The organism is Amycolatopsis eburnea (genome assembly GCF_003937945.1).
Lineage (GTDB): Bacteria > Actinomycetota > Actinomycetes > Mycobacteriales > Pseudonocardiaceae > Amycolatopsis > Amycolatopsis eburnea.
Window position 1 is genome coordinate 234,576 of the sequence record NZ_RSEC01000021.1, and the last position, 25,778, is coordinate 260,353.

The following is a 25,778-nucleotide window of genomic DNA, read 5'->3' on the forward strand; positions in this document are numbered from 1 at the left end:
GGCGGATGCGTCTTTTCTTCGTTCCCTTGATCGCCGCGGCGCTCGTCGTCGTCCCCGGACCGCAGGCCTCGGCCGCGTCCGTCCGGGTCACTTCGCTCTCGGCGCTGCAGTCCGCGCTGGACAAGGCGAACCCCGGCGACACGATCACCCTCGCCGACGGCTCGTACGCCGCGAGTTCGACGCTCTCGATCAAGCGGTCCGGCACGGCTTCCGCGCCGGTGACCGTAGCCGCCGAGCACACCGGCCAGGCCACCATCACCGGCTCGAAGACGTTCGCCTTCGCGAGCGGCGTGTCCAACGTGGTGCTGCGCGGCTTCAAGTTCCGCAACGGGGCCGCGCTGAGCGTGCCGGCCGGCGCGTCGAACAACCGCCTGACCCGCAACGACTTCCAGCTCACGACCGGCGGCAACTGGGTGACGGTCAGCGGCGACGACACCGTGGTCGACCGCAACGTCTTCCAGAACCGCACCACCCAAGGCGTCTTCCTGCAGATCCTCGGGCCGTCCGGTGCCATGGCGAAGCACGTCCACGTGCACCACAACTACTTCTACAACCACCAGTTCACCGGCTCGAACGGCGGCGAGTCGATCCGGCTCGGGCTCAGCGACCGCCAGTCGTACTCGGCGAACGCGCTGATCGAGAACAACCTCTTCGAGAAGGCGGACGGCGACAGCGAGGCCATCTCGGTCAAGTCGTCCGACAACGTGGTGCGGTACAACACGATCCGCGACAGCAAGGGCTACATCGTGCTGCGCCACGGCAACCGCAGCACCGTCGAGGGCAACCTGCTGTTCGGCTCGGGCATCCGGTTCCACGGCAACGACCACAAGGTCGTCGGCAACTACGTCGCGAACTCCGGCGACCGCGCGATCGTGTTCGGCTCCGGCGACGAGGCCGACTCCGGGCCCACGAGCAAGCTGCACGACCGCCCGGACCGCGTCACGGTCGCGTACAACACGGTGCTGGGCTCGAACAGCGTGATCGACGGCGACGGCGGCGACTTCAAGCCGAAGGACTGCGTGGTCGCGGACAACATCGTGAAGGGGACGTCCGGCACGCTGGTGACGCTGCCGAGCGGGTCGACGGTGAAGTACGAGGGCAACATCATTTTCGGCGGCACCGCGGGCATCCCGTCCCGGTCGGTCGACCCGAAGCTGGTCAAGGACGCGGCCGGGCTGTACCGGCTGGCCGCCGGGAGCCCGGCGATCGACGCGGGCGTCGGCTCGTACCCGTACGCCGCGAAGGACTTCGACCTGCAGGTCCGGAGCGGGGCGTTCGACGTCGGCGCGGACGAGTACTTCGCGACCGGGACGACCCGGGTTCCGCTGACGAAGGCCGACGTCGGACCCACCGCTCCTTAAATTGTCGTACCCGGCGGGCACAATGGCGGCATGCCCGAACTCCCCGAGGTCGAAGTCGTCCGCCTGGGCCTGCAGGCGCACGTGGCGGGCCGGACCATCCGCGAGGCGGAGGTCCTGCACCCGCGCGCCATCCGACGGCACGCGCTGGGCGCGGAGGACTTCACGCGGCGGCTGAGCGGCACCCGCGTCGAGGCGGCGCGGCGCCGCGGCAAGTACCTGTGGCTCGAGCTGTCGGACAAGGAGGCGCTGCTGGCGCACCTCGGGATGAGCGGGCAGATGCTCGTCCAGCCCGAGGGCACGCCGGACGAGAAGCACCTGCGCGTCCGCCTGCGCTTCGACGACGAGGGCCCGGAGCTGCGCTTCGTCGACCAGCGCACGTTCGGCGGCCTGGCCCTCGACGACCTCAACGACGTGCTGCTCCCGGACACCATCGCGCACATCGCCCGCGACCCGATGGACCCGGCGTTCGACCTCGACGCGGCGGTGCGCGCGCTGAAGTCGCGGCGCACGGAGGTCAAGCGGGCCCTGCTCGACCAGACGCTGGTGTCGGGCATCGGCAACATCTACGCGGACGAAGCCCTGTGGCGCGCCCGGCTGCACTGGTCCCGTCCGACGGAGAAGCTGACGGCGGCGAAGGGCCGCGAGCTGCTGTCCGCGGCCTCGGACGTGATGAACGCGGCGCTGGGCGCGGGCGGCACGTCGTTCGACGCGCTGTACGTGAACGTGAACGGGCAGTCCGGCTACTTCGACCGGTCCCTGGACGCCTACGGCCAGGAAGGCCTGCCGTGCCACCGCTGCGGCACGGCGATCCGGCGGGAGCCGTTCATGAACCGGTCGTCGTTCTCCTGCCCACGGTGCCAGCCACGGCCCCGGGTCAAACTTGCGTAGATCAATGGGGTTTGCCCGTCAGCTAGGATGAATGAGCCTGGCAGCTGAGGGAGTGCATCGTGGTCAAGGAGCCCGGAAAGTCGACGCTGGCCGACAAGATCGACCGGCTGTTCCACGTGGTCCGCAGGCCCGATCGGGAGCCGTACAGCAACGAAGAAGTCGCGAAGGCCTGCCGCGAGGCCACGGGCGAGAGCTTCTCGACGACGTACCTGTGGCAACTGCGCACCGGCCGCCGCGACAACCCGACCAAGCGCCACCTCGAAGCACTCGCCGGCTTCTTCGGCGTCCCCCCGGCGTACTTCTTCGACGACGAGCAGAGCAAGAAGATCGCCGAAGAGCTGGCCCTGTTGGGCGCGCTGCGCGACGCGGGCGTCCGCGACCTGGCCCTGCGCGCGGTCACCCTCTCGGCCGACGGCCTCGACACGATCAGCGACATGATCGACGCGATCGCCCGAAGGGAGGCCGGCCGCGGCGCCGCGAAGAGGGAGGGCTGAGGTGCCGCTTCGCGGCGACGGCGGCCGGTGCGCTGACTCGAGTCCGGCCCGGCGTTCGCTCACGGGTTTGGGCCGGCGTGACCACCTTCCGCTCGCGGGATCCGGCCGGTGGGATACCGTCGCGCCGGGGGTGCTGGGCCGTCCGGGGGTGCGATGCGTTCCGGCGGAACCCGGCCCGGAATGTCCGCGTCCGAAGGTGCTCCGGTCGCGTATCCCGGCGGGGGCCGTCGCGTTGAACCGGCCGGGGCCGTTCGTGCGGGGCGTGGTGGAGGAGGCCTGAAAGTGCGGCAACCATCCTTGCGGCGGCGGCCGGGCCGGGCGTTGTGGCGGCGGGCGCGGCACGTCGCCGATGGCGTCAGCCTGCCGGAACCGTTCGACGCCGAGGCGTTCGTCGCCGGGTTGGCCGCCGAGCGCGGGCGGCCCATCGAGCTCATGCCGGTCAGCGCTCCCGAAGGCGCGCCCTGCGGGCTGCTGATGAGCACCGAGCGCGCGGACTACATCCTCTACCCGACCAACACGACCGCGCTGCACCGGCGGCACATCCTGCTGCACGAGGTCGGGCACCTGCTGTGCGGCCACGTCGGGTCCGACGCCGGCGCCGACGGCGTGGCCATCGACGCCGCCGCCGGGCGTCAGCTGATGCCGCACCTTTCGCCCGAGCTGGTGCGGCGGGTGCTCGGCCGGACCACCTACACCGAGGTCGAGGAACAGGAAGCCGAGCTGGTCGCGAGCCTGCTCGCGCAGCGCGTCGTGCGGCCCGGCGGACGTCGCGAGCCGGCCGCGGACGTGCCCGAAGGCGTGCGGCGCTTCGATTCGCTGTTCGGCCGGGCCGGCCGCCGCGCGCCGTGATCGAGACCTTGGCCTACCTGCTGTGCGTGGTGGGCTTCGCCGGCTTCGGGTACAAGCTCGTCGAGGCGCGCCGCAGCCAGCCGGTGCGGACGATGTGGTTCCTCGCCGGGTTCGGCATCTGCATCGCCACCGGCATCATGGTGCTGACGCCGGCGATGACGGCCCTCGTCGGCACGGGCCCGGTCGGCGAATGGGTCCTCAGCCTGGCCGGCGACGAGCTGAAGCTGGGCGCGATCGGGTTCGCCGTCGCCTTCACGCAGTCGGTGTGGCGCGGCGAAGGTGCCCGCCTGGCGCCGCACGCGCTCTTCACCGGCGTGACGATGGTGCTGCTCGCGGTCTGCTTCACGCTGTCGGAGCCGCGGCGCGTCGGCGACGACACCGTGTTCGCGCCCGCGTCGCTGCCGTTCGCGCTCGCCGACAAGGCGTTGTTCCTGCTGTACAGCCTGATCAGCCTCGGGCTGCTGTTCGCGGTGTTCGTCCGCAGCGCGCGGCACGCGGAGCCGGGACCGCTGCGCGCCGGGCTTTGGCTGCTGGTCGTCGGCGTGGGCGCGGCGTTCGCGTGGACGTTCTGGGACGTCGACGACGTCCGCCGCCTCGCCCAGACGGCCCGCATCGGCGCCCGCGAGGACCTGCCGTCCTCGGTCCTCGCCGCGGCGACGATCGGTTTCGTGACGGCGGGCGCGACGCTCAGCGCGTGGTCGCCCGCGGTCTCGTCGGTGATCGGCCGGGTCCGGGCCTACCGGGCGTACCGGCGCATCGAGCCGCTGTGGACGGCCCTGCGGGCGGCGGTCCCCGGCATCGTCCTGGACCCGGGCCGCGAACTGGCGGGCGGCCCGGAGTTCGCGCTGTACCGCCGGGTCATCGAAATCCGCGACGGCCACCTCGCACTGCGCGCCCACTTCGACCCCGACCTCCCGGCCCGAGCCGAGAAGGCGGCCCGCGACGTGGGAGTGAGCGAAGCGGACCTCCCGGCCACGGTCGAGGCGGTCACCCTCGCGGCGGCGATCGAAGCGGGCCGGGCCGGCCGCCGCTTCGACGCGGCGAAGGCCACCCCGGACACGCTGTCCGACGCGGAAGCGGACGTCGCGGCCGAGGCGGCCTGGCTGGTCCAGGTGAGCCGAGCCTGGCAGCGCGACGCGGTGGTGGCCCGAGTCCGCGCGGCCACCCTCGCCTGACCCCGCCCAGCAAGCGCCCCAATGTGGCCTTCGGTGCGTGAGACGCACCCAAGGCGGCCTTCGGTGCGTCAGACGCAACCAAGGCCACATTGGGGCGCTCGGGTCAGCGGGGGTAGCGGGCCCCGCTCACCGTCACCCTCAGCGTGTACACCGAGCTCGACGCCGTGATGAACAGCTCGTTGCCGCGCGCTCCGCCGAACGTCAGGTTCGAGCAGATCTCCGGGATCCGCAGCTTGCCGATCCTCGTGCCGTCCGGGTCGAAGCAGTGCAGCCCGTCGTGCGCGGCCGCCCACACGCGGCCGCCGTTGTCGACGCGGACGCCGTCGAAGCCGCCGGCGTCGCTCGTTGCGAAGATCTCGCCGCCCGTCAAGGTTCCGCCCGGGCCGACCGCGAACACCCTGAGGTGGCTGGGATCCTGCCGCGTGTCCGCGATGTACAGCAGCGACTCGTCCGCCGAAAACGCCAGCCCGTTCGGGCGCGAGAAGTCGTCGGCGACGATCCGGACCTCGCCCGACGGGTCGACGCGGTACACGTGGCAGCCGCCGATCTCGCTCTCCGCCTGGTACCCCTCGTAGTCGCTGTCGATGCCGTAACTCGGGTCGGTGAACCAGATCGAGCCGTCCGAGTGCTCGACGACGTCGTTCGGGCTGTTCAGCCGCTTGCCCTCGAACTCCGAGGCCAGCACCGTGATCGAGCCGTCGTGCTCCGTACGCGTCACGCGGCGGAGGCCCTGTTCGCAGCTGACCAGCCGGCCGCGGCGGTCGACGGTGTGGCCGTTCGCGTAGTTCGACGGCTGCCGGAAGACGCCGACCCGGCCGGTCGTCTCGTCCCAGCGCAGGGTGCGGTCGTTCGGGATGTCGCTGAACAGCAGGTAGCGGCCGGCCGGGAAGTACGCCGGGCCCTCGGTCCAGCGGCAGCCGGTGTGCAGGCGCTGCGTCCACTCGTCGCCGTTGACGCGCTTGAACCGCTCGTCCAGCACCTCGAACTCGGTCTTGATCAGATCCATCTGTCACCCCTAATGAGATTCTGCGCCAAGCATGTAGGGCCGAACTTGATATGGTCAAGACATGGACGACGTGGATCGCGTACTGCTCGCCGAACTGCAGCGCGACGCGACGCAGGCGTATGCGGCGCTCGGCAAGGCCGTCGGGCTGTCCGCTGGGGCCGCCCACGAGCGCGTGCGCAAGCTCCGCGAGCAGGACGTCATCCGGCGGACCACCGTGGACGTCGACCCGGCCGCCGTCGGACGTGGCGTCGCGGCGTTCGTCCTCGTCGACGCGAACGCCTGGATGGGCGACCGGCCGGTGCGCGAAGCCCTCGAGGCGCTGCCCGAGGTGGTCGAGGCGCACGTCATCGCCGGGCCGGCGTCGCTGCTGGTCAAGGTGCGCACGGCGACGACCGAGGAGCTCCAGGCGTCGCTGCGCCGGCTCTTCGCGATCGACGGCGTCACCGGCACGCAGACCATCGTCGTCCTCGAATCCTTCTTCGAGCGCCCCGTCGACACGGGCGCCTGAGGCGCCCGACACGCCCGTTCGGCCCTCCGCCGTGCGCACTACTGCGCAATGCGTGGTACCTTCCCAAGCGTAAGACTGGAGGGTGCGGTGGAGATCAGTCAGCTGCTCAAAGGGGTGCTGGATCTGGCCGTCCTCGCGGTGCTGCGCGAGGAAGACGGCTACGGGTACGACGTCCTGCGAAGACTCAGGGCCGCGGGCCTGGACGAGGTGGGGGACGCGTCGGTGTACGGGACGCTGCGCAGGCTGTACAAGGCCGGCCTGCTCACTTCGTACGTGGTGCCCAGTGAAGAGGGACCGCACCGCAAGTACTACAGCCTGAACGAGCCGGGCCGGGCGCGGCTCGCGGAGTCGGGAAAGACCTGGCAGAGCTTCGCACTGACGATGAACGTGCTTTTGGGAGAGGCAGCATGAGCGAGAAGCCGACCGCCGTGCGGGTGTATCTGGCGCGGGTCCGCACCGCGCTCGCCGACCTGCCCGCGAGCGAGATCGAAGAGATCCTCGAGGACGTCCGCCCGCACCTGGCGGAACTGGAGGCCGAACTCGGGGAGAGCGCCCGCGTCGAGGCGCTCATCGAACGGCTCGGGACACCCGAGAGCTACGCCGCCGAACTGCGCGCGTCCGGCGGCTACCCGCCGGCGGGGGAGGGCGCGACGCAGGTGATCACGACGGTGACCGCGCCGAGCCTGGCGAAGCCGCGGATCGCGTTGTGGGGCCTGGTGCTCTGCGCGATCGGGCTCGCGCTGCTGGCGTTCGGTGCCGCGATCAGCGTCGACCCCGACGTGCTGCTGGGGATGCTGCTGTTCCTGCCGGTGTTCCTGATCAGCCTCGCGCTGCTGCTGCGCGGCGGGGTCGAGCCGGTGCTGGCGCTGCCGGAGGTCGGCTGGCTGCGGAACACGCTGGCGAAGGGGCGCGAGCAGGACGACACCGGGAGGGTGCTGCGCTGGCTGGGCTCGATGAAGCCCGCGTGGTGGGTGCTGTGCGCCGTGGTGCTGCTCGCCTTCGGCGTCCTGCTGATGATGCGGCAGCGCAGTGCCGTGCTGCTGCTGCCGTTCCTGCTGGTGGCCGGCGCCGGGATCGTCTGGGCCGGCCCGCGGGTGCGCGGCGACCGGCGGCTGCTGTGGCTGGCCGTGCCGGTTTCGGCGTTCGTCATCGGCGGCGCGCTCGGCGGGTTCGGCGCCGCGGTCGACCTCATCTCGAACCGGTACTCCCCGTCGCAGTCGGCGTCGTACTACCCCTCGTCGTCCGACCGGTACGGCAACGAGCAGCTCACCTACGGCGGCCAGGAGGTCGAGAACGTCTACGCGTTCGACGCCGAGGGCAAGCCGCTGACGGAGGTCTACCTCTACGACGAGCAGGGCCGCCCGCTGGCGCTGACCCGCTACGGCTGCGAGCGCTCGAGCGGCACCAAGGAGAAGATCGGCGAGGACAACCGGTTCCCGCGGCCGAAGATCGAGCAGGGCGTCACCGACAGCGAGGGCAACTACAACGGCTACAACGGGTACCGCTCCGCCTGCCGCGAGGAAGCGGGGGTCCCGTTCAGCGCGGCCATCCCGAAGGTGACGGTCCCGCCGTCCACCACTTCTTCGTCCGCGCCGGCCACGCCGACGCCGACGAAGTAACCGGGGGAACGGACGCCGGGAGCGCGGGTCGGGGCCCGCTCCCGGCGTTCACCCGATCCGAACGTGCCGGAAACGCCCGGGGTACGCGGGCGTGCTGAGCTGGGCAGGTGCTCTCGGACGCCTTCGCCCCGCGGACCCGGGTGGTCCACGGCTACGAGCGCGCCTACCGGATGGCCGGGCGCGGGCCCGCGGTGCTGTTCCTGCACGGGATCGGCGACGACTCGTCGACGTGGCTGGAGCTGCTGACGGCGCTGGCGGACGACTACACGGTCATCGCGCCCGACCTGCTCGGCCACGGGTTCTCGGCGAAACCGCGCGCGGACTACTCGGTCGCCGCCTACGCGTGCGGCATGCGTGACCTGCTGACGACCCTCGACGTCGACCGCGTGACGGTGGTCGGGCACTCGCTCGGCGGCGGCGTCGCGATGCAGTTCGCCTACCAGTTCCCGGAACGCTGCGAACGCCTGGTGCTGGTCGGTTCGGGCGGCGTCGGCGCGAGCGTCCACCCGCTGCTGCGGCTGGCGGCGGCGCCGGGCGCGGGGCTGGTGCTGCCCCTGCTGGGCGCCCGGCCGGCGCTGCCGGTGCTGCGCGGGCTCGCCGAGCTGCTGCGGATCTCCGACGACCTCGACTACGTGGTCGCGCGCTACCTCCGCCTGGCCGAGCCCGGAACGCGCTCGGCGTTCCTGCGGACGCTGCGTTCGGTCGTCGACTGGCGCGGGCAGGTGGTCAACATGCTGGACCGCTGCTACCTGACCGAGGGGATCCCGACGCTGCTGGTGTGGGGAACCGAGGACCGGGTGGTGCCGAGCGGCCACGCGCTGCGGGCGCACGGGCGATGCCGGGCAGCCGGCTGGTGCTGTTCGAGGGGGCCGGGCACTTCCCGCACCGATCGGACCCCGTGCGGTTCGCGGCGACGCTGCGGGAGTTCCTCACCGGGACGCCGCCGGCCGAGTACGACCGGGCGCGGTGGGGAGACCTGCTGCGGGCGGGACGGCCGGCCGGGACCCCGGATCCCGCGGTGGAGCCGGACGCGGCGGTGTCTTCGGGGACCTGAGCAGCCCCCGTTTTCCACGCTACCGGCGGGCACCGACAGTTCCGGACGGCACGAAGGCCGCCTCCGGGACACCGGGGGCGGCCTTCGGTCTTTCGCAGGGGGTCAGTGGCCGAAAGCGCTCCGCGCCGCGAGGTCCGCCAGCAGCGCCCGGCCCTTCTCGGCGTTGCGGGGCTGGGACAGCACGTCGTAGCGGCGCGCCACCAGCTGGCTCTGCGAGACGAACCCGCGCTTGTTGCGGTTCACGGCGTAGCCCAGCGCGCCGAAGAGCAGGTTGAACGCGAGGCCCGCCACCAGCCCGAGGACGATCGGGACCAGGCCCGCGCCCGGGTTGAGCAGGCTGAGGACCAGGCCGAGGAACAGACCGAACATCGCACCGGACGTCGCCGCGCTGCCGAGGACCCGGCCCCACGACATCTTGCCCGCGATGCGCTCGACGAGCATCGGCTCGACGCCCACGATCGTGACGTCGGTGACCGGGAAGTCCGCGCCCGCGAGGTGGTCGACCGCGCGCTGCGCCTGCTCGTAGGACTCGTACGAACCGATCGGCCAGCCGGTGGGCAGGGTCGGCAGCTGGGGCCGCGCCTGCTGCTGTCCGATCGTGCTCTGCTGCGTGAATGCTGTGGTCATCGATCTCACCTCTCCTGCCCCGTACAACGTGCGAGTATCCCGGTTTCCTCCCGCGGGCACGAATTCACAGACTCTTCTCAGCCGGGCATCCCGGACATTCAAGACGTCAGCGAAGCGTCCGGCGAGCGAGCCTCGGCCGACGCGGGTGAGTGGGCCGGTGCCCGCGGATGGCGGTGCGGCGATGTCGTGAACGACTCGTTCAGTGCGTCGGACGCCATGAAAGGGTCGTTCATGACATCGCGGGCCCGGGGGCCGGACGTATCGGTGCCCGCGGGCGGGGTCGCGGGTGGTGGTGCGGCCGGACGCCAGGGTTCCGGCAAAGTCGCGGCGGTTTGCCCGGCGGCGGCTTCGCCGACGTCCTGAATGACTCATTCAGGTCTTCGGAGGTCCTGAATGACTCATTCAAGACACCGCAGGGCCGCTCGGCGCCACTCGTTACGGCCAGCCCCCGGCCACTTTGCCGGAGCCCTGGCGTCGGACGCCATGAAAGGGTCGTTCATGGCACCTCCCGCCACCCACCCAGTCAATGGCTCAAGAAAATACCTTTGCTCCGGTTGACCCGCTCGACCTCACCGGGTAGGAAGAACCGGCAAAGGATTCATACCAAACCTTTGGGGCGACCGATGGCACGCAGGCGAGGCATGCTCACGCTCGACGAACTCCGCGCGCGCGTGGACGCGGGCACGATCGACACCGTGCTCGTCGCCCTCACGGACATGCAGGGGCGGCTGCAGGGCAAGCGCTGCTCGGCGGAGTACTTCCTCGACGAGGTCGTCGGGCACGCCACCGAGGCCTGCAACTACCTCCTCGCCGTCGACGTCGACATGAACACCGTCGACGGCTACGCGCTCTCCTCCTGGGAGAGCGGCTACGGCGACTTCGTGCTGCGCCCCGACCTCGACACCCTGCGCGAGGTCCCGTGGCACGAGGGCACCGCGCTGGTGCTCGCCGACGTCGAGCGCGTGCAGGGCGGGCCGGTCGCCGTGTCGCCGCGGCAGATCCTGCGGCGGCAGCTCGAGCGGCTCGCCGAGCGGGGGCTCGCCGCCTTCGTCGGGACCGAGCTCGAGTTCATCGTCTTCGACGACACCTACGAAGCCGCCTGGGACAAGCGGTACCACGGGCTCAAGCCCGCCAACCAGTACAACGTCGACTACTCGATGCTCGGCACCGCGCGCCTCGAGCCGCTGCTGCGCCGCATCCGCAACGAGATGGCGGGCGCCGGGCTCTACCCCGAGTCCGCCAAGGGCGAGTGCAACCCCGGCCAGCAGGAGATCGCCTTCCGCTACACCGACGCGCTCGCCACCTGCGACAACCACAGCGTCTACAAGAACGGCGCCAAGGAGATCGCCGCGCAGGAGGGCAAGAGCCTCACCTTCATGGCGAAGTACAACGAGCGCGAGGGCAACTCCTGCCACATCCACATCAGCCTGCGCTCGACCGAAGGGCGGGCGGTGCTCGCCGGCGACGGCGAACACGGCTTCTCGAGGCTGATGGAGCAGTTCCTCGCCGGCCAGCTCGCCGCGCTGCACGAGCTGACGTACTTCTTCGCGCCGAACATCAACTCCTACAAGCGGTTCGTGCCCGGCAGCTTCGCGCCGACCGCGATCGCCTGGGGCACCGACAACCGCACCTGCGCGCTGCGCGTCGTCGGGCACGGCGAATCGCTGCGGGTCGAGAACCGGGTGCCGGGCGGGGACGTCAACCCCTACCTGGCCGTCGCCGCGCTCATCGCCGCCGGCCTGCACGGCATCGAGAACGAGCTGGAGCTGGAAGAACCCTTCACCGGCAACGCCTACAACTCCGACCGCGGCACGGTGCCGACCACGCTGCCCGAGGCCGCCGCGGCACTCGCGCAAAGCGAACTCGCCCGCAACGCGTTCGGCGACGACGTCGTCGAGCACTACCTGAACGCGGCGAAGATCGAGGTCGACGCCTACAACGCCGCCGTCACCGACTGGGAGCTCGTCCGTGGCTTCGAACGACTCTAGGCCCGTCATCGGCCTCACCAGCTATCTCGAACCGGCGAAATTCCTGGTCTGGGAGACCGAAGCCGTGCTGCTGCACCGCTTCTACGTCGACTGCGTCGTCGCGGCCGGTGGCATCCCGGTCCTGCTGCCGCCGGTGTCCGACGCGTACGACCAACTCGTGTCCACAGTGGACGGGCTAGTGCTGACCGGCGGCGCCGACGTCGAGCCCGCGCGTTACGGCCAGGAGCAGCACCCGGCGACCTACACCCGGCCGGACCGGGACGCCTTCGAGTTCGGCCTCTTCGAAGCCGCGCGCAAGGCAGGCAAACCGGTGCTCGGCGTGTGCCGCGGCCTGCAGGTGATGAGCGTCGCCCTCGGCGGCACGCTCACCCAGCACCTGCCGGAAGCAAAGGAAACCACCGAACACCAGCCCGCACCCGCGACGTTCGGCCGCGGCACGGTCGCCCTGGCCGAAGGCAGCCGCGCGGCCGCGATCCTGGGCGCGGAGACCAAGACGCTCTGCTACCACCACCAGGCGATCGACCGGCTCGGCGCCGGCCTGGAACCGGTCGGCTGGGCCGCCGACGGCACGATCGAGGCCGCCGAGATCCCGGGTGAGTTCACCCTGGGCGTCCAGTGGCACCCGGAGCAGGACACCGACGACGTCCGGCTGTTCCGGGCCCTCGTCGAAGCGAGCAAGGAGAGGCGATGACGACGTTCGACGTCCGCAACCCCGCCACCGAGCAGGTGGTCCGGACCGTCCCGCTGACCAGCGCCGAAGAGACCGACGCGGCGATCGCCCGCGCGCAGGCGGCGTTCCCGGCGTGGCGCGACGTCACCCCCGGCGACCGCGCGCGGCTCCTGCGCCGCTTCGCCGACGCCGTCGAGGCCGACATCGAGAACCTCGCGCGCCTCGAAGTCGAGAACTCCGGGCACACCATCGGCAACGCCCGCTGGGAGGCGGGCAACGTCCGCGACGTCCTCAACTACTACTCCGCGGCGCCGGAACGCCTGATCGGCAAGCAGATCCCGGTGCCGGGCGGCGTCAACGTCACGTTCCAGGAACCCCTCGGCGTGGTCGGCGTGATCGTGCCGTGGAACTTCCCGATGCCCATCGCGGGCTGGGGCTTCGCGCCCGCGCTGGCAGCAGGCAACACCGTCGTCCTCAAGCCCGCCGAGCTGACGCCGCTGACCGCGCTCCGGCTGGCCGAGCTGGCGCGCGAGGCAGGCATCCCCGAGGACGTCTTCCAGGTGCTGCCGGGCAAGGGATCCGTTGTCGGGCAACGGTTCGTGGACCACCCGGCCGTGCGCAAGGTCGTGTTCACCGGGTCGACCGAGGTCGGCAAGCAGATCATGGCCGGCTGCGCGGCGCAGGTGAAGCGCGTGACGCTGGAGCTGGGCGGCAAGAACGCGAACATCGTCTTCGCCGACTCCGACCTGGAGAAGGCCGCGGCGACCGCGCCCTACGGCGTCTTCGACAACGCGGGCCAGGACTGCTGCGCCCGGTCGCTGATCCTGGTGCAGGCGAGCGCGTACGACCGCTTCATGGAGCTGCTCGAACCCGCGGTGCACGGCGTCGTCGTCGGCGACCCCGGCGACGAGAAGACCGAGATGGGGCCGCTGATCTCCGCTGCCCACCGCGAGAAGGTCGCGAGTTACGTGCCGGACGACGCGCCCGTGGCGTTCCGCGGCAGCGCGCCCACCGGTCCCGGCTACTGGTTCGCGCCGACCGTCCTCACCCCGCCCGACCTGCGGCACCCCGCCGTGGCGGAGGAGGTGTTCGGCCCGGTCGTCGCCGTCGTGCCGTTCGCCGAAGAGGCCGACGCGATCCGGATGGCGAACGCGACCGAGTACGGCCTGTCCGGGTCGATCTGGACCCGCGACGCCGGCCGCGCGTTCCGGGTGGCGCGCGGCGTCGAAGCCGGCAACCTCTCGGTCAACTCGCACTCTTCGGTGCGCTACTGGACGCCGTTCGGCGGGTTCAAGCAGTCCGGCCTCGGCCGCGAACTGGGCCCCGACGCCGCGGCGGCGTTCACCGAAACCAAGAACGTCTTTCTCAGCACGGAGGAGTAATGGTCCAGCGTTTCGAAGGCCGCGTCGCGGTCATCACCGGCGGCGCGAGCGGCATCGGGCTCGCCTCGGCCCGCCGCCTGGCGAGCGAAGGGGCGAAGGTCGTCATCGCGGACCTGACCCCGGCCGAGGGCAAGGCGGTCGCCGACGAGATCGGCGGCGCGTTCATCCAGACCGACGTCACCGACGCCGAGCAGGTGGAGAACCTGTTCCACAGCACGGTCGAGCAGTTCGGCTCGGTCGACGTCGCGTTCAACAACGCGGGGATTTCGCCGCCCGAGGACGACTCCATCCTGACCACCGGCATCGACGCGTGGGAGAAGGTCCAGCGCGTCAACCTGACGTCGGTGTACCACTGCTGCAAGGCCGTCCTGCCGCACATGCAGCGCCAGGGGCGCGGGTCGATCATCAACACGGCGTCGTTCGTGGCGGTGATGGGCGCGGCGACGTCGCAGATCTCCTACACCGCGTCCAAGGGCGGCGTGCTCGCGATGAGCCGCGAGCTGGGCGTGCAGTTCGCGCGGGAGAACATCCGCGTCAACGCGCTCTGCCCGGGGCCGGTGAACACGCCGCTGCTCAAGGAGCTGTTCGCGAAGGACCCGGAACGCGCGGCGCGGCGGCTGGTCCACGTGCCGGTCGGCCGGTTCGCCGAGCCCGAGGAGATCGCGGCGGCGGTGGCGTTCCTGGCCAGTGACGACGCCAGCTTCATCACGGCCTCGCAGTTCCTGGTCGACGGCGGCATCTCCGGCGCGTACGTCACCCCGCTCTAACGGCGCGTCGGTTTCTTGACGCCGTAGACCTCCCGCAGGTAGTTCCAGGCGGCGTTGAGCTTCTTGCGCTCCTCGGAGACGAGCTTTTCGCGGCGGCGCAGCACGCGGACGGCGATCTCGGAGGCGAGGAAGGCGCCGGCGGCGAAGGTCACGACGCCGACGATGAGCGTCAGGGCGATGATGGTGGTGGTCATGGTGACCAGCGTCGGAGCACTGTGGGCGATTCGTCCCTGCGCAAAGCTAGCGGGTTTCGTTAGCTTTGTGACGTGACGCACTGGCGCGCCGACGAGTGGGCGGAAGCGGTCCGGACCGGCATCCGCTCTCGCGGCCTTTCCCTGGACGAGGCCGCCCGCCGCATCGGCGTCCCGACGTCGACGTTGCGGAGCTGGATCGAGCACCGGCACGCGCCGAAGGTGACGGTGTTCGACCACTGGGCGCAGCTCGCCGAGGTCACCGGGCTCAGCGAGGCCGAGCTGCTGCGGGTCGCCGGGGTGCTGCCCGGCTCGCTCGCGTCGCCGGTCCACGTCGCGCAGGCGGCGAAGGCGCTGCGGGAGGGCATCGACCAGGCGGGGCAGTTCCTCCGGCAGGCGACGGCGCTCGTCTACTCCTCGCCCGGCACGCAGGTGGCCAACGCCATCGCGGCGTCGCCGGTCGACTGGGAGATGCGGATCCGCTCGGCCACCCGCGGCGACGAGGTCCGCGTCACCTACCACCACTACGTCGGGGTCGTGCCGCCGCGGGACTTCCCGTTTTCCGAGGCCGAGGCACGGAGGATCCTCGAGCACGACGTCCTCGCCGAGCTGTGGCGGCCGCTCGGGCTCTACTGGCGGGTCGCCGAGGTGCACGACTGGCACGAGCCGCCGCGGCTGGTCATCCAGGTGCCCGAGCAGGAGGCGACGCGCCCGCCCGTGCCGTCGCCGGTGGTCGCCGCGCCGCCGGTCGTCGTGCTGTCGCCGATCTGGGGGTACGGCGAGCTGCTGGCGTCGCTGATCGCCGACGGCCTCGGGTTCGGCAACGTCGACTTCCGCTACTCCGGCCTCCCGGACGCGATGGCCGACCGCGTCCGGATCACCGCCCGCGAGCTGGCCGAACCCGCGCCGCGGCTGGTGCACTCGGTGCCGCCGATCATGCTGCTGCACGGCCTCGCGGTGCCGGACCTGACCGGGCGCCTCCCGGTCGTGGTCCGCTACGGGCCGCGGATGCGGGCGCGGGCGGCCCGGATCTACCGGTCGGCGCTGCTCGAAGCGGGGTTCACCGACCCGCTCGACGGCGCCCGCGCGATCGAGGCGGCGATCTCGGTGCCGCCGGGCTGCGCGCACTACGAGGTGACGCTCGCCGACGAGGACGTCTTCGACGGCGACCGGCCGTCGCTGGACCGGCTCAACGACGCCGTGGCGTGGCACGCCGAGCAGATCGTGGAGCAGGTCCTGCTGGGCGCGGGTCTGCCGCCGGTGCCGCTCGGCGGCCCGCTCAAGCGCCTGGTCCTGCCGTCCGGCCGGGTCCGGCGCCCGCCGCCGCTGGCCGGCCGGGTCGCGTATCGGGTCCCCGAGCGTCTTGAATGACTCATTCAGGACCTCCGAAGACCTGAATGAGTCATTCAAGACGTCGGCGAAGCCGCCGCCGGGCAAACCCCGCTCCTTTGCCGGGACCCTGACCGCCGGGGTGGCGGTCGAGCGGGGGTCGAGGATCACTGTGGCGTTGGCCGGGTGAAGTAGACGGACCGCGAACGCGGCAGGTACCGTAACCGCCACAACTGCAGATCGGGCCGTCGAGCCGAGGCGGGAGAGCCCTCACGAACGTGGTGGGGCACCGAAGGAGCAAACTCCCCGGAATCTCTCAGGTAACCGCTACCGCTTCGCGCGAGGCCACTCTGGAAAGCAGGCGCACCCGCGCCTCACCCAAGGTGAAAGCCGTGTCTCCCACGGTGAAACTCTCAGGTGCCATGACAGAGGGGGAGTTCCCAGCGCACCGTTGTGTGCCCGGCCCGAGGAGCTCCCGATCACTTCCACGCAGTTCGACGCCCGCCACATCGGCCCGTCCGAGGCCGAGCGCGCGAAGATGCTGGCCGAATGCGGCTACAGCAGCCTGGACGCCCTCGTCGGCGCCGCCGTCCCGACCGCGATCCGGGCGACGAAGGAACTCACCCTCCCGCCCGCCGCGTCCGAAGAGGACGCCACCGCGGAGCTGCGCGCCCTCGCCGCGCGCAACCGGCCGATGACGCAGATGATCGGCCTCGGCTACTCCGACACCGTCACCCCCGGCGTGATCCGCCGCAACGTCCTCGAGAACCCGGCCTGGTACACGGCGTACACGCCCTACCAGCCGGAAATCTCCCAGGGCCGGCTCGAAGCGCTCCTCAACTTCCAGACCATGGTCGCCGACCTGACCGGCCTGGCCACCGCGAACGCCTCCCTGCTGGACGAGTCGACCGCCGTCGCCGAGGCCGTCACGCTGATGCGCCGCGCCTCGAAGTCCAAGTCGAACAAGGTCGTCCTGGACGCCGAGTGCCTGCCGCAGACCATCGCCGTCGTGCGCACGCGCGTCGAGGCCCTGGGCATCGAGGTCGAGGTCCGCGACCTGCTGACCGGCCTGCCCGACGACTTCTTCGGCGTCGTCGTCCAGTACCCCGGCGCGTCCGGCGTGCTGCGCGGCCGCGGCTTCTACCACGCGATTTCCGAGTCGGCGAAGGCCGCGGGCGCGCTGTTTACCGTCGCCGCCGACCTCCTCGCCCTCACGCTGATCACGTCGCCCGGCGAGTTCGGCGCCGACGTCGCCGCGGGCTCGACCCAGCGCTTCGGTGTCCCGCTCGGCTACGGCGGCCCGCACGCCGGGTACATGTCCGTCCGCGCCGGGCTCGAGCGCTCGCTGCCCGGGCGCCTGGTCGGCGTCTCGGTCGACGCCGACGGCAACCCGGCCTACCGGCTCGCGCTGCAGACGCGTGAGCAGCACATCCGCCGCGAGAAGGCGACGTCCAACATCTGCACCGCGCAGGTCCTCCCGGCCGTGCTCGCCGCGATGTACGCGGTCTACCACGGCCCGGACGGCCTGAAGAAGATCGCCCACCGCGTCCACGGTCTCGCCGCGGGCTTCGCCGACGCCCTCCGCAAGACCGGCGTCGAGGTCGTGCACGAGTCCTTCTTCGACACCGTCGTCGCGCACGTCCCGGGCCAGGCCGCGGAGGTCCACGCGGCCGCCCGCGAAGCCGGGATCAACCTCGGCCACGTCGACGCCGACCACGTCCGCGTCGCCTTCGACGAGGTCAGCACCCCCGCGATCACCGCGAAGGTCCTGCGCGCTTTCGGCGTCGAGGAAGACGTCCAGGACGGCGTCGCGCTGCCGAACGGCCTGGCCCGCGAGAGCGGCTTCATGGGCCACGAGGTTTTCGGCACGCACCGTTCCGAGACGGCGATGCTGCGTTACCTGCGCAAGCTGTCCGACCTGGACTACGCGCTCGACCGCGGCATGATCCCGCTCGGCTCCTGCACGATGAAGCTCAACGCCACCACCGAGATGGAGCCGATCAGCTGGCGCGAGTTCGCGGGCATCCACCCGTTCGCCCCGGCCGAAGACGCGGCCGGGTACCACGAGCTGGTCGGGCAGCTGGCCGGGTGGCTGGCCGAGGTCACCGGCTACGACAAGGTATCGCTGCAGCCGAACGCGGGCAGCCAGGGCGAACTCGCCGGCCTGCTCGCGATCCGCGCGTACCACCGCGCGAACGGTGACGAGGCCCGGGACGTCTGCCTGATCCCGTCGAGTGCCCACGGCACCAACGCCGCGTCCGCGGTGCTCGCCGGGATGCGCGTGGTCGTCGTGAAGTGCACCGACGAGGGCAACGTCGATCTCGAGGACCTGCGGTCCAAGGTGGACACCCACCGCGACACCCTCGCCGCGATCATGGTCACCTACCCGTCCACGCACGGCGTGTACGAGCACGACATCGACGAGCTGGCCAAGATCGTCCACGACGGCGGCGGCCAGGTGTACGTCGACGGCGCGAACCTCAACGCCCTGCTCGGCCTGGCCAAGCCGGGCGAGTTCGGCGGCGACGTCTCGCACCTCAACCTGCACAAGACGTTCTGCATCCCGCACGGCGGTGGCGGCCCCGGCGTCGGCCCGGTCGCGGTGCGCGCGCACCTCGCGCCGTACCTGCCGAACCACCCGCTGCTCGACGCCGCCGGCCCCGAGACCGGCGTCGGCCCGATCAGCGGCGCGCCCTACGGCTCGGCGTCGATCCTGCCGATCTCCTGGGCGTACGTCCGCATGATGGGCGCGCCCGGCCTGACCGCGGCCACCAAGGTCGCCGTGCTGGCCGCGAACTACGTCGCTTCGCGGCTGGCCCCGCACTACCCGGTGCTCTATACGGGCCAGGACGGCCTGGTCGCGCACGAGTGCATCCTCGACCTGCGCCAGATCACCAAGGAGACCGGCGTGACGGTCGACGACGTCGCCAAGCGGCTCATCGACTACGGCTTCCACGCGCCGACGATGTCTTTCCCGGTCGCGGGGACGCTGATGGTCGAGCCGACCGAGTCCGAGGACCTCGGCGAGATCGACCGGTTCTGCGACGCGATGATCGCCATCCGCGCCGAGATCGACGAGGTCGCCAACGGCAAGTGGACTGCCGAGGAGTCGCCGCTGCGGGGTGCCCCGCACACCGCCGAGACGCTGGTCGGCGAGTGGGACAAGCGCTACGACCGCGAGCTGGCCGTGTACCCGGCGGGTGTTTCGCGCAAGAACAAGTACTGGCCCCCGGTGCGTCGCATCGACGGCGCCCGCGGCGACCGCAACCTCGTGTGCTCCTGCCCGCCCCTCAACGCTTACGAAGGCTGATCTTCAGTGTCGAAGGAAACTTCCCTGCACGGAGTCCACAAGGGACTCGGTGCGCTGTTCACCGACTTCGCCGGCTGGTCCATGCCGGTCCGCTACGCCAGCGAACTGGCCGAGCACAAGGCCGTCCGCGAGGCGGCCGGGCTGTTCGACCTCTCGCACATGGCCGAAATCCACGTCACCGGCAAGCAGGCGGCCGACGTCCTGGACTACGCGCTGGTCGGCAACCTGACCGGGGTCAAGCCGGGCCGGGCGCGGTACACGATGATCTGCGACGCCGAGGGCGGCGTGCTGGACGACCTGGTCGTCTACCGGCTGGCCGACGAGCACTACCTGGTCGTCGCGAACGCGGGCAACGCGCAGGTCGTCGCCGACGCCCTGGCCGAGCGGGTCGCGGGCTTCGACGCGGTCGTGGACGACAAGTCCGAGACCACCGCACTGATCGCCGTTCAGGGCCCGAAGGCCGTCGAAATCCTGGCCGCGGTCACCGACGCCGACCTGGACGCGCTCAAGTACTACGCCAGCGTCCCGGCGTCGGTGAAGGGCCACGACGTCCTGCTCGCCCGCACCGGCTACACCGGGGAGGACGGCTTCGAGCTGTTCGTCGACGCCGACGAGGCACCGGCGCTGTGGCGCCTGCTGATGGACGCCGGCGAGCCGCACGGCCTGGTCCCGGCGGGGCTGGCCTGCCGCGACACCCTGCGGCTGGAAGCCGGGATGCCGTTGTACGGCAACGAACTCACCGTCGAGCAGAGCCCGTTCGAAGCCGGGCTCGGCCGCGTCGTCAAGTTCGAGAAGCCGGGCGACTTCGTCGGCCGCGCGGCACTGGAGGAGCGGTCCAAGCAGGACGTCCCGCGCGTGCGCGTCGGCCTTCGCGGGTCGGGTCGCCGTGCCCCGCGCCACGGCTACAAGCTGCTGGCCGACGGCGTCGAGATCGGCGAGGTCACCAGCGGCGCCCTGTCGCCGACGCTGGGTTACCCGATCGCCATGGCGTACGTCGATCGGGCGTACACCGAGCCCGGCACCGAGCTGTCCGTCGACATCCGGGGCAGGATCGAGCCCGTCGAGGTCGTCGCCCTTCCCTTCTACTCCCGCGCGTAAAGGACTCCCAGCTGTGAGCATCCCCGAGAACCTGCAGTACACGAAGGAACACGAGTGGCTGTCCGTCGAAGACGGCATCGCCACCGTGGGCATCACCGCCTTCGCCGCCGAGTCGCTCGGTGACATCGTGTTCGTCCAGCTGCCCGACGCGGGCTCCACCATCACCGCCGGCGAGGTGTTCGGCGAGGTCGAGTCGACCAAGTCGGTCAGCGAGCTGTACGCGCCGGTCTCCGGCGAGGTCGTCGAGGTGAACGGCACCACATCGGACACCCCCGAGGTCATCAACTCCGACCCCTACACCGAAGGATGGCTCCTGAAGGTGCGTCTGACCGGGGACGTGCCGGAGCTGCTCGACGCCGCCGCGTACGCCGCGCACACCCAGGAGAACTGATGCCGACTTTCGACGCCCACCTCGCCGACGTCGACCCCGAGGTCGCCGCCGCCGTCGCGGACGAGCTGACCCGCCAGCAGTCCACCCTGGAAATGATCGCGTCGGAGAACTTCGCCCCGGTGGGCGTGCTCGAGGCGCAGGGCTCGGTGCTGACCAACAAGTACGCCGAGGGCTACCCGGGCCGCCGCTACTACGGCGGCTGCGAGCACGTCGACGTCGTCGAGCAGCTCGCCATCGACCGCGCGAAGGCCCTCTTCGGCGCCGAGCACGCCAACGTCCAGCCGCACTCGGGCGCGCAGGCCAACGCGGCCGCGATGTTCGCCGTGCTCAAGCCGGGCGACACGATCCTCGGCCTCGACCTGGCGCACGGCGGTCACCTGACGCACGGGATGAAGATCAACTTCTCGGGCAAGCTCTACAACGTCGTCGCCTACCACGTCGACAAAGAGACCGGGATCGTCGACCTCGCCGAGATCGAGCGCCTGGCCGTCGAGCACCAGCCGAAGCTGATCATCGCCGGCTGGTCCGCCTACCCGCGTCAGCTCGACTTCGCCGAGTTCCGCCGCATCGCCGACCTCGTGGGCGCGCGCCTGATGGTCGACATGGCGCACTTCGCCGGGCTGGTCGCGGCCGGGCTGCACCCGTCGCCGGTGCCGCACGCCGACATCGTCACCACGACCACGCACAAGACCCTCGGCGGCCCGCGCGGCGGGCTCATCCTGTGCCGCGAGGAGCTGGCGAAGAAGATCAACTCGGCGGTGTTCCCCGGCCAGCAGGGCGGGCCGCTCGAACACGTCATCGCGGCCAAGGCCGTCGCGCTGAAGATCGCCGCGAGCGACGAGTTCCGCGAGCGTCAGGAGCGCACCCTCGAAGGGTCGCGGATCCTGGCTGCGCGACTGTCGCAGGCGGACTGCGCTTCGGCTGGGGTGCGCGTCCTGACCGGTGGGACCGACGTCCACCTGGTGCTCGTCGACCTGGTCCAGTCCACTCTGGACGGTCAGCAGGCCGAGGACCGGCTGCACGAGGTCGGCATCACGGTCAACCGCAACGCCGTCCCGTTCGACCCGCGCCCGCCGATGATCACGTCGGGCCTGCGCATCGGCACGCCGGCGCTGGCCACCCGCGGCTTCCAGGCCGAGGACTTCGCCGAGGTCGCCGACGTCATCGCCGAGGCGCTGAAGCCGGACTTCGACGACGCCCTGCGCTCGAAGCTGCGCGACCGCGTCGAGGCGCTGGCCGCGAAGCACCCGTTGTACGCGGACCTTTCGCGATGAGCGCGCTGCCCGAGGGCCGGAAGCTGCTGCGGCTGGAAGTCCGCAACAGTGAGACGCCGATCGAGAAGAAGCCGCCGTGGATCAAGACGCGGGTGCGGATGGGGCCGGAGTTCACCGAACTCAAGGGTCTCGTGCGCCGCGAAGGCCTCCACACGGTGTGTGAAGAGGCGGGTTGTCCCAACATTTACGAGTGCTGGGAAGACCGTGAGGCCACGTTCCTGATCGGTGGGGACCAGTGCACGCGGCGGTGTGACTTCTGCCAGATCGACACGGGTAAGCCCGCTGCCCTCGACCGCACCGAGCCGCGGAAGGTCGCGGAGTCGGTGCAGGCGATGGGTTTGCGGTATTCGACGGTCACTGGTGTCGCCCGGGATGACCTTCCCGATGGTGGTGCGTGGCTGTACGCGGAGACGGTCCGGCAGATCCACGCTCTCAACCCGGGTACGGGTGTGGAGCTGCTGATCCCGGACTTCAACGCCGATCCCGAGCAGTTGGCTGAGGTGTTCGGGTCGCGGCCGGAGGTTTTGGCGCACAACGTGGAGACGGTGCCGCGGATCTTCAAGCGGATCCGTCCCGGTTTCCGGTACGCGCGTTCGCTGGAAGTCATCACCAAGGCTCGTGAAGCCGGTCTGGTGACGAAGTCGAACCTGATCCTGGGCATGGGTGAGACCCCGGACGAGGTCGCGCCCGCGATGCGGGATCTGGTGGATGCGGGGTGCGAGATCTTGACGATCACGCAGTACCTGCGCCCCTCGCCCCGGCACCACCCGGTGGACCGGTGGGTGAAGCCGGAGGAGTTCGTCGAGCATTCGCGGGCGGCGGAGGCGATGGGCTTCGCGGGTGTCATGGCGGGGCCGCTCGTGCGGTCGTCGTACCGCGCGGGACGGCTCTACGCGCAGACCAAGGGTTACCGTGGAGAGGAGCTGCCGGAGAACCTGCGGCACCTCGCCGACCAGGGCCCGGCCGCGCAAGAAGCCAGCTCACTGCTGGCGCGATAGGAAGGGGCGGATCAATGGCGATCAGCGTCTTCGACCTGTTTTCCATCGGCATCGGCCCGTCGAGCAGCCACACCGTCGGGCCGATGCGGGCGGCACTGACCTTTGTGGACGGACTCGGCGACGACCTCGCGCGGACGTCCCGCGTGCAGGCCGAGCTGTTCGGCTCGCTCGGCGCGACGGGCTTCGGCCACGGCAGCGACAAAGCCGTCCTGCTGGGGCTTTCCGGGGAGCGTCCCGAAGAGATCGACACGGACACGGTGCCCGCTCGCATCGCGGAGATCCGCGAGTCCGGGCGGCTGCGGCTGGCCGGCACGCACGAGATCGCGTTCGACGAGGACAACGACCTCACCATGCACCGGCGCAAGTCGCTGCCCGCGCACCCGAACGGCATGGTGTTCCGGGCGTTCGACGCGTCGGGCTCGCTGCTGCGCGAGCGCACGTACTACTCGGTCGGCGGCGGGTTCGTCCGCGACGAGTCGTACGAGACGGACACGGTGTTCGTCGAGGACTCGACGCCGGTCCCGTACCCGTTCCGGACGGGCGCGGACCTGCTGGGGCACTGCGCGTCGACGGGGAAGCCGATCAGCGAGATCATGCTGGCGAACGAGCTGGCCTGGCGTTCTCGTGACGAGGTGCGGTCCGGGCTGCTGGACATCTGGGCGGTCATGGCGGAATGCGTCCGCAACGGCTGCACGCACGAAGGCGTCCTGCCGGGCGGGCTGAAGGTGCCGCGGCGCGCGAAGTCGCTGCACGAAAAGCTGCTGGCCGAGGACGGCGCGGACGACCCGTTGTACGCCATGGACTGGGTGAGCCTGTACGCCTTGGCGGTCAACGAGGAGAACGCGGCGGGCGGCCGGGTCGTCACGGCCCCGACCAACGGCGCGGCGGGCATCATCCCGGCGGTGCTGCACTACTACCAGCGCTTCATCCGGCACTCGACCGACGACGGCATCGTGACGTTCCTGCTCACCGCGGGCGCGATCGGCTCGATCCTCAAGCAGACGGGCTCGATCTCGGGCGCGGAGGTCGGCTGCCAGGGCGAAGTCGGCTCGGCGTCGGCGATGGCGGCGGCGGGCCTGACCGAGGTCCTCGGCGGCTCGCCTGCCCAGGTGGAGAACGCGGCGGAGATCGGCGTGGAGCACCACCTGGGGCTGACGTGCGACCCGGTCGGCGGCCTGGTCCAGATCCCGTGCATCGAGCGCAACGCGGTGGGCGCGTCGAAGGCGATCCACGCTGCGCGGATGGCGATGCGCGGCGACGGCAGCCACGTGGTGACGCTGGACAAGGCGATCAAGACGATGCGCGAGACAGGCGCCGACATGAGCGTGAAGTACAAGGAGACGGCCCGCGGCGGGCTGGCGGTGAACGTCATCGAGTGCTGATCAGCGTCTTCGTTTCCGCACTACGAAGCGCTCGACTCCGTGTCGTGTGATCTTCCAGACGTCCGGAGTTCGATCAGCTGACAGAGTGATGATGTTCGTCAGGTTTGTTTCGACGAGGTGCAAGAGGAGGTCGCGGGTCGCTTCGCCGGGGAGGTAGAACATGTGCACCTTCGCGGAGCGGTACGCGACCAACTCGTCGGGGCGTTCCATGATCTTGGCGTCCCGGTTCAGGACGACCCAGCCGGTTCCTGCGATCCGCCCGAGCCATTCGGTGTCTGCCGCGCCGAGCGATTCGGCGCGAGTGCCGAACACCTCCGGCGGAGTGTGGCAGGTGTAGCCGAGGTTGGTCAGAAAACGCCGCACGCTACGGGTAACGGCATTCTCGTCGAGGTAGAACTCAGGCGGCGCGGCCCAGGAGCACGCGTGCGGCGGCTCGGACGGCTTCGATGCCGATTCCGTGTTCTTCGGCGACGACGGCAGGTTCTTCACCTGCTCTCAGCATGGCCGCGACGTTGGAGACACGGGCGCCGGAGCCCACGAAGACCGGCTGTCCCGACGACCGGTAGGGGTCGATGGCGACTTTCGACGGTTCGAAAGTCCTGAGCTTCAGGTGGTTCGGGTAGTCGTCGGTGCCGAAGCCCACGTATGTCAGGTAATCCTGGACGATTTCGCGAATCACCGTCTGGCCGGAACGCCCTTCGATCAGCCCTGCCCCGGCTTCGGTCTTGGAGAAGTCCCAGAGCACCGAGATCCCATCGGTCACCAGTGCGGGCGACACGAGGACGTACTCGCGTCCGAACTCGTTCTGCAGCTTCTTGAGAGCAGGCCGGATTTTCTGCGGGCGGACGCCGGCTTGCCGGAGGCCCTCCAGAACCCATGCTTCGGCGAGGGCGATGAATGGAACGCTGGCCTGCCGAATGCTTTCCGGCTCGGAGACGTGGAGGAGCGGACCGCCGTGGGGATAGCCGCGCGCCCAGCGATGGAACGTTTGCTGCGGGATTCCCAGGTGCCGAGCGGCATCGGCCATGCTCATCAGCGGCCGGGCGAACCTCACGTCGTCATCCACGCGTCCTCCTCTCGGACACGACCATACTGCTCGATCGCTGAGGGTGATCACCAGACACGCGCGGCGACAGTGATGGAGCGAGGAATCAGTTCCGGTGGTCGTCGTCGGTGGCCAGCCGCAGGCCGACTTCCACGAGGGTCCAGCCGAACTGCTGGCGCCTCGTGCCGGTGCGGCGTCTCGGCGTCGCCCGGCCGGGCGGGCGGTTGCGCACGCCGTGGCGCAGCTCGTTCTCCCGTTCGTGGACCAAGTCCTCGGCCATCAGGAAGTGCACCGGATCGCCCCCTGCGTCGATGTTCGGTGTCGGTCGCTCCATCGTCGCTCACCGTGGCCGTCCGGATCCAGCGGTTTTCC

25 protein-coding genes, 1 pseudogene and 1 riboswitch are annotated in these 25,778 nt (G+C 70.7%); of the genes and pseudogenes, 20 read left to right on the forward strand and 6 right to left on the reverse strand.

The genetic code is table 11. From position 1 onward, the window contains the following. Window positions 1–5: 5 nt before the first annotated feature. The 5 genes from EIY87_RS04950 to EIY87_RS04970 all read left to right on the forward strand — a co-directional run bounded on the left by EIY87_RS04950 (window position 6) and on the right by EIY87_RS04970 (window position 4,767). Window positions 6–1,361 carry a polysaccharide lyase 6 family protein gene (locus EIY87_RS04950; protein ID WP_125306440.1) on the forward strand — a complete coding sequence of 452 codons (1,356 nt, stop codon included), beginning with the start codon at window positions 6–8 and terminating at the stop codon, window positions 1,359–1,361. Window positions 1,362–1,391: 30 nt separating this feature from the next. Further along, entirely contained in the window at window positions 1,392–2,249 is an 858-nt protein-coding gene (mutM, locus tag EIY87_RS04955) for a bifunctional DNA-formamidopyrimidine glycosylase/DNA-(apurinic or apyrimidinic site) lyase (protein ID WP_125306441.1), read from the forward strand. Between the two features lie 59 nt (window positions 2,250–2,308). Then, complete coding sequence (locus EIY87_RS04960; RefSeq protein WP_125306442.1) at window positions 2,309–2,743, forward strand: XRE family transcriptional regulator; 435 nt, start codon at window positions 2,309–2,311, stop codon at window positions 2,741–2,743. A gap of 282 nt (window positions 2,744–3,025) precedes the next feature. Next, window positions 3,026–3,592: a hypothetical protein gene (locus EIY87_RS04965; RefSeq protein ID WP_225439720.1), complete on the forward strand. Its 567-nt coding sequence runs from the start codon at window positions 3,026–3,028 to the stop codon at window positions 3,590–3,592. After that, on the forward strand, window positions 3,589–4,767 hold the full coding sequence (locus EIY87_RS04970) for an MAB_1171c family putative transporter (protein WP_125306443.1): 1,179 nt from the start codon (window positions 3,589–3,591) through the stop codon (window positions 4,765–4,767). Before EIY87_RS04965 ends, EIY87_RS04970 begins: the two co-directional genes overlap by 4 nt. Window positions 4,768–4,870: 103 nt before the next feature. Here the strand turns inward: EIY87_RS04970 and EIY87_RS04975 are convergent, their stop codons facing one another. Then, window positions 4,871–5,773, reverse strand: a complete 903-nt coding sequence (locus tag EIY87_RS04975; protein WP_125306444.1) for an SMP-30/gluconolactonase/LRE family protein — start codon at window positions 5,771–5,773, stop codon at window positions 4,871–4,873. A 61-nt stretch (window positions 5,774–5,834) separates the two neighbouring features. On the opposite strand from EIY87_RS04975, the gene EIY87_RS04980 reads away from it, so the two are divergent. The 4 genes and pseudogenes from EIY87_RS04980 to EIY87_RS04995 all read left to right on the forward strand — a co-directional run bounded on the left by EIY87_RS04980 (window position 5,835) and on the right by EIY87_RS04995 (window position 8,954). Then, window positions 5,835–6,281: an Lrp/AsnC family transcriptional regulator gene (locus EIY87_RS04980; RefSeq protein WP_125306445.1), complete on the forward strand. Its 447-nt coding sequence runs from the start codon at window positions 5,835–5,837 to the stop codon at window positions 6,279–6,281. An 87-nt stretch (window positions 6,282–6,368) separates the two neighbouring features. Next, entirely contained in the window at window positions 6,369–6,692 is a 324-nt protein-coding gene (locus tag EIY87_RS04985; protein ID WP_125306446.1) for a PadR family transcriptional regulator, read from the forward strand. After that, the gene (locus EIY87_RS04990; RefSeq protein WP_125306447.1) at window positions 6,689–7,900 is read left to right on the forward strand and encodes an HAAS signaling domain-containing protein; all 1,212 of its coding nucleotides are present in this window, start codon (window positions 6,689–6,691) and stop codon (window positions 7,898–7,900) included. The genes EIY87_RS04985 and EIY87_RS04990 overlap by 4 nt, the downstream gene beginning before the upstream one ends. Before the next feature lie 170 nt (window positions 7,901–8,070). After that, window positions 8,071–8,954: pseudogene (locus tag EIY87_RS04995) on the forward strand (alpha/beta fold hydrolase). A 102-nt stretch (window positions 8,955–9,056) separates the two neighbouring features. Here EIY87_RS04995 and EIY87_RS05000 read toward each other — a convergent pair. After that, window positions 9,057–9,581 (reverse strand): general stress protein, encoded by a 525-nt coding sequence (locus tag EIY87_RS05000; protein WP_086863332.1) that lies wholly within the window; start codon window positions 9,579–9,581, stop codon window positions 9,057–9,059. A gap of 623 nt (window positions 9,582–10,204) precedes the next feature. Here EIY87_RS05000 and EIY87_RS05005 point away from each other — a divergent pair. From EIY87_RS05005 to EIY87_RS05020, 4 genes are read left to right on the forward strand one after another with little or no spacing between them, the layout of a single operon-like run. After that, entirely contained in the window at window positions 10,205–11,569 is a 1,365-nt protein-coding gene (locus EIY87_RS05005; protein WP_225439722.1) for a glutamine synthetase family protein, read from the forward strand. Then, window positions 11,550–12,260, forward strand: a complete 711-nt coding sequence (locus tag EIY87_RS05010; RefSeq protein WP_125306448.1) for a gamma-glutamyl-gamma-aminobutyrate hydrolase family protein — start codon at window positions 11,550–11,552, stop codon at window positions 12,258–12,260. Before EIY87_RS05005 ends, EIY87_RS05010 begins: the two co-directional genes overlap by 20 nt. Then, on the forward strand, window positions 12,257–13,621 hold the full coding sequence (locus EIY87_RS05015; RefSeq protein WP_125306449.1) for an aldehyde dehydrogenase family protein: 1,365 nt from the start codon (window positions 12,257–12,259) through the stop codon (window positions 13,619–13,621). The genes EIY87_RS05010 and EIY87_RS05015 overlap by 4 nt, the downstream gene beginning before the upstream one ends. After that, window positions 13,621–14,388: a 3-oxoacyl-ACP reductase gene (locus EIY87_RS05020; protein ID WP_125306450.1), complete on the forward strand. Its 768-nt coding sequence runs from the start codon at window positions 13,621–13,623 to the stop codon at window positions 14,386–14,388. The genes EIY87_RS05015 and EIY87_RS05020 overlap by 1 nt, the downstream gene beginning before the upstream one ends. On the opposite strand, the gene EIY87_RS05025 is transcribed toward EIY87_RS05020, so the two are convergent. Further along, window positions 14,385–14,582 (reverse strand): hypothetical protein, encoded by a 198-nt coding sequence (locus EIY87_RS05025; RefSeq protein ID WP_125306451.1) that lies wholly within the window; start codon window positions 14,580–14,582, stop codon window positions 14,385–14,387. The two genes, EIY87_RS05020 and EIY87_RS05025, sit on opposite strands and share 4 nt — an antisense overlap. A 72-nt stretch (window positions 14,583–14,654) precedes the next feature. On the opposite strand from EIY87_RS05025, the gene EIY87_RS05030 reads away from it, so the two are divergent. The 7 genes from EIY87_RS05030 to EIY87_RS05060 all read left to right on the forward strand — a co-directional run bounded on the left by EIY87_RS05030 (window position 14,655) and on the right by EIY87_RS05060 (window position 24,361). After that, window positions 14,655–15,950 carry a helix-turn-helix domain-containing protein gene (locus EIY87_RS05030; protein WP_125306452.1) on the forward strand — a complete coding sequence of 432 codons (1,296 nt, stop codon included), beginning with the start codon at window positions 14,655–14,657 and terminating at the stop codon, window positions 15,948–15,950. Window positions 15,951–16,157: 207 nt separating this feature from the next. Continuing rightward, window positions 16,158–16,251, forward strand: a riboswitch (glycine riboswitch). Between the two features lie 135 nt (window positions 16,252–16,386). Beyond that, on the forward strand, window positions 16,387–19,218 hold the full coding sequence (gene gcvP, locus EIY87_RS05035; RefSeq protein ID WP_125306677.1) for an aminomethyl-transferring glycine dehydrogenase: 2,832 nt from the start codon (window positions 16,387–16,389) through the stop codon (window positions 19,216–19,218). 6 nt (window positions 19,219–19,224) lie between these two features. Then, window positions 19,225–20,316 (forward strand): glycine cleavage system aminomethyltransferase GcvT, encoded by a 1,092-nt coding sequence (gene gcvT / locus EIY87_RS05040; RefSeq protein ID WP_125306453.1) that lies wholly within the window; start codon window positions 19,225–19,227, stop codon window positions 20,314–20,316. Window positions 20,317–20,329: 13 nt separating this feature from the next. Then, entirely contained in the window at window positions 20,330–20,707 is a 378-nt protein-coding gene (gene gcvH, locus EIY87_RS05045) for a glycine cleavage system protein GcvH (protein WP_125306454.1), read from the forward strand. Beyond that, on the forward strand, window positions 20,707–21,981 hold the full coding sequence (gene glyA, locus EIY87_RS05050; RefSeq protein WP_125306455.1) for a serine hydroxymethyltransferase: 1,275 nt from the start codon (window positions 20,707–20,709) through the stop codon (window positions 21,979–21,981). Before gcvH ends, glyA begins: the two co-directional genes overlap by 1 nt. After that, window positions 21,978–22,979, forward strand: a complete 1,002-nt coding sequence (gene lipA, locus EIY87_RS05055; RefSeq protein ID WP_125306456.1) for a lipoyl synthase — start codon at window positions 21,978–21,980, stop codon at window positions 22,977–22,979. Before glyA ends, lipA begins: the two co-directional genes overlap by 4 nt. 14 nt (window positions 22,980–22,993) lie before the next feature. Continuing rightward, complete coding sequence (locus EIY87_RS05060; protein ID WP_125306457.1) at window positions 22,994–24,361, forward strand: L-serine ammonia-lyase; 1,368 nt, start codon at window positions 22,994–22,996, stop codon at window positions 24,359–24,361. Here the strand turns inward: EIY87_RS05060 and EIY87_RS47560 are convergent, their stop codons facing one another. From EIY87_RS47560 to EIY87_RS05075, 3 genes are all read right to left on the reverse strand, one after another. Continuing rightward, a complete protein-coding gene (locus EIY87_RS47560; RefSeq protein WP_158641280.1) occupies window positions 24,362–24,850 on the reverse strand; it encodes a PIN-like domain-containing protein in 489 nt (162 codons plus the stop codon). Beyond that, the gene (locus tag EIY87_RS05070; protein ID WP_125306458.1) at window positions 24,759–25,427 is read right to left on the reverse strand and encodes a DUF433 domain-containing protein; all 669 of its coding nucleotides are present in this window, start codon (window positions 25,425–25,427) and stop codon (window positions 24,759–24,761) included. Before EIY87_RS05070 ends, EIY87_RS47560 begins: the two co-directional genes overlap by 92 nt. Window positions 25,428–25,512: 85 nt before the next feature. Then, window positions 25,513–25,740: a hypothetical protein gene (locus EIY87_RS05075; RefSeq protein WP_125306459.1), complete on the reverse strand. Its 228-nt coding sequence runs from the start codon at window positions 25,738–25,740 to the stop codon at window positions 25,513–25,515. Window positions 25,741–25,778 lie beyond the last annotated feature (38 nt).

Bases quoted from the DNA above. Each gene is read 5' to 3' on its own strand.
- EIY87_RS04950 (WP_125306440.1), top strand. From the start codon at position 6: ATGCGTCTTTTCTTCGTTCCCTTGATCGCCGCGGCGCTCGTCGTCGTC.
- mutM (WP_125306441.1), top strand. From the start codon at position 1,392: ATGCCCGAACTCCCCGAGGTCGAAGTCGTCCGCCTGGGCCTGCAGGCG.
- EIY87_RS04975 (WP_125306444.1), bottom strand. From the start codon at position 5,773: ATGGATCTGATCAAGACCGAGTTCGAGGTGCTGGACGAGCGGTTCAAG.
- EIY87_RS04980 (WP_125306445.1), top strand. From the start codon at position 5,835: ATGGACGACGTGGATCGCGTACTGCTCGCCGAACTGCAGCGCGACGCG.
- EIY87_RS04990 (WP_125306447.1), top strand. From the start codon at position 6,689: ATGAGCGAGAAGCCGACCGCCGTGCGGGTGTATCTGGCGCGGGTCCGC.
- EIY87_RS05000 (WP_086863332.1), bottom strand. From the start codon at position 9,581: ATGACCACAGCATTCACGCAGCAGAGCACGATCGGACAGCAGCAGGCG.
- EIY87_RS05005 (WP_225439722.1), top strand. From the start codon at position 10,205: ATGGCACGCAGGCGAGGCATGCTCACGCTCGACGAACTCCGCGCGCGC.
- EIY87_RS05015 (WP_125306449.1), top strand. From the start codon at position 12,257: ATGACGACGTTCGACGTCCGCAACCCCGCCACCGAGCAGGTGGTCCGG.
- EIY87_RS05020 (WP_125306450.1), top strand. From the start codon at position 13,621: ATGGTCCAGCGTTTCGAAGGCCGCGTCGCGGTCATCACCGGCGGCGCG.
- EIY87_RS05025 (WP_125306451.1), bottom strand. From the start codon at position 14,582: ATGACCACCACCATCATCGCCCTGACGCTCATCGTCGGCGTCGTGACC.
- glyA (WP_125306455.1), top strand. From the start codon at position 20,707: ATGCCGACTTTCGACGCCCACCTCGCCGACGTCGACCCCGAGGTCGCC.
- lipA (WP_125306456.1), top strand. From the start codon at position 21,978: ATGAGCGCGCTGCCCGAGGGCCGGAAGCTGCTGCGGCTGGAAGTCCGC.
- EIY87_RS05060 (WP_125306457.1), top strand. From the start codon at position 22,994: ATGGCGATCAGCGTCTTCGACCTGTTTTCCATCGGCATCGGCCCGTCG.
- EIY87_RS05075 (WP_125306459.1), bottom strand. From the start codon at position 25,740: ATGGAGCGACCGACACCGAACATCGACGCAGGGGGCGATCCGGTGCAC.